The organism is Novosphingobium sp. FSW06-99 (genome assembly GCF_001519065.1).
In the GTDB taxonomy this organism is placed as follows: Bacteria; Pseudomonadota; Alphaproteobacteria; order Sphingomonadales; family Sphingomonadaceae; genus Novosphingobium.
Window position 1 is genome coordinate 1 of record NZ_KQ954284.1, and the last position, 647, is coordinate 647.

The 647-nt window shown below is 64.9% G+C and carries 1 protein-coding gene; it reads left to right on the forward strand.

Going from position 1 to position 647, the window contains the following annotated elements; translation table 11 throughout:
• Window positions 1-10: 10 nt before the first annotated feature.
• Window positions 11-647 (forward strand): aquaporin (locus AQZ49_RS21640; RefSeq protein WP_067621056.1); only part of this gene is annotated, 637 nt, incomplete at its 3' end.

A 647-nucleotide genomic window follows, 5' to 3' on the forward strand; every position in this document is an offset into this window, starting at 1 on the left:
GGGAACCACAATGAGCGATACCAATCGGGCCTTGTGGGCCGAGGCCGTGGGCAGCTTTCTGCTGTTCGCGACCGTCATCGGCTCGGGCGTCATGGGCGAACATCTGTCCGGCGGCAATGTCGCGGTGGCCTTGCTTGCCAACACCCTGGCAACCGGGGCCATCCTGTTCGTGCTGATCACCATGCTGGGACCGCTATCGGGCGCACATTTCAACCCGGCGGTGACCCTGGTCATGCGACTGCGCGGCGCGATCGGCACACCTGCGGCGCTGGGCTATTTAGTGGCGCAATTGGTCGGCGGCATCGCTGGCGTTTGGGTAGCCCATGCCATGTTCGACCTGCCGGTCTTGCAGGTCTCGCATCACTTGCGCAGCGGTCCCGGGCAGTGGCTGGGCGAAGGTGTCGCGACGTTCGGGCTGGTGCTCACCATATTGGGCACCGTGCAGTCGCGTCCGCCGTGGGTGCCGGCCAGCGTCGCGCTTTATATCACCGCAGCCTACTGGTTCACCTCATCGACCAGCTTTGCCAATCCGGCGATCACCATCGCCCGCTCGCTGAGCGACACCTTTGCCGGTATCGCACCCGTCAGTGTGCCGGGCTTCATTGTCGCCCAGATCGCCGGGGCGCTGATCGCGCTTGGAGCTGCTA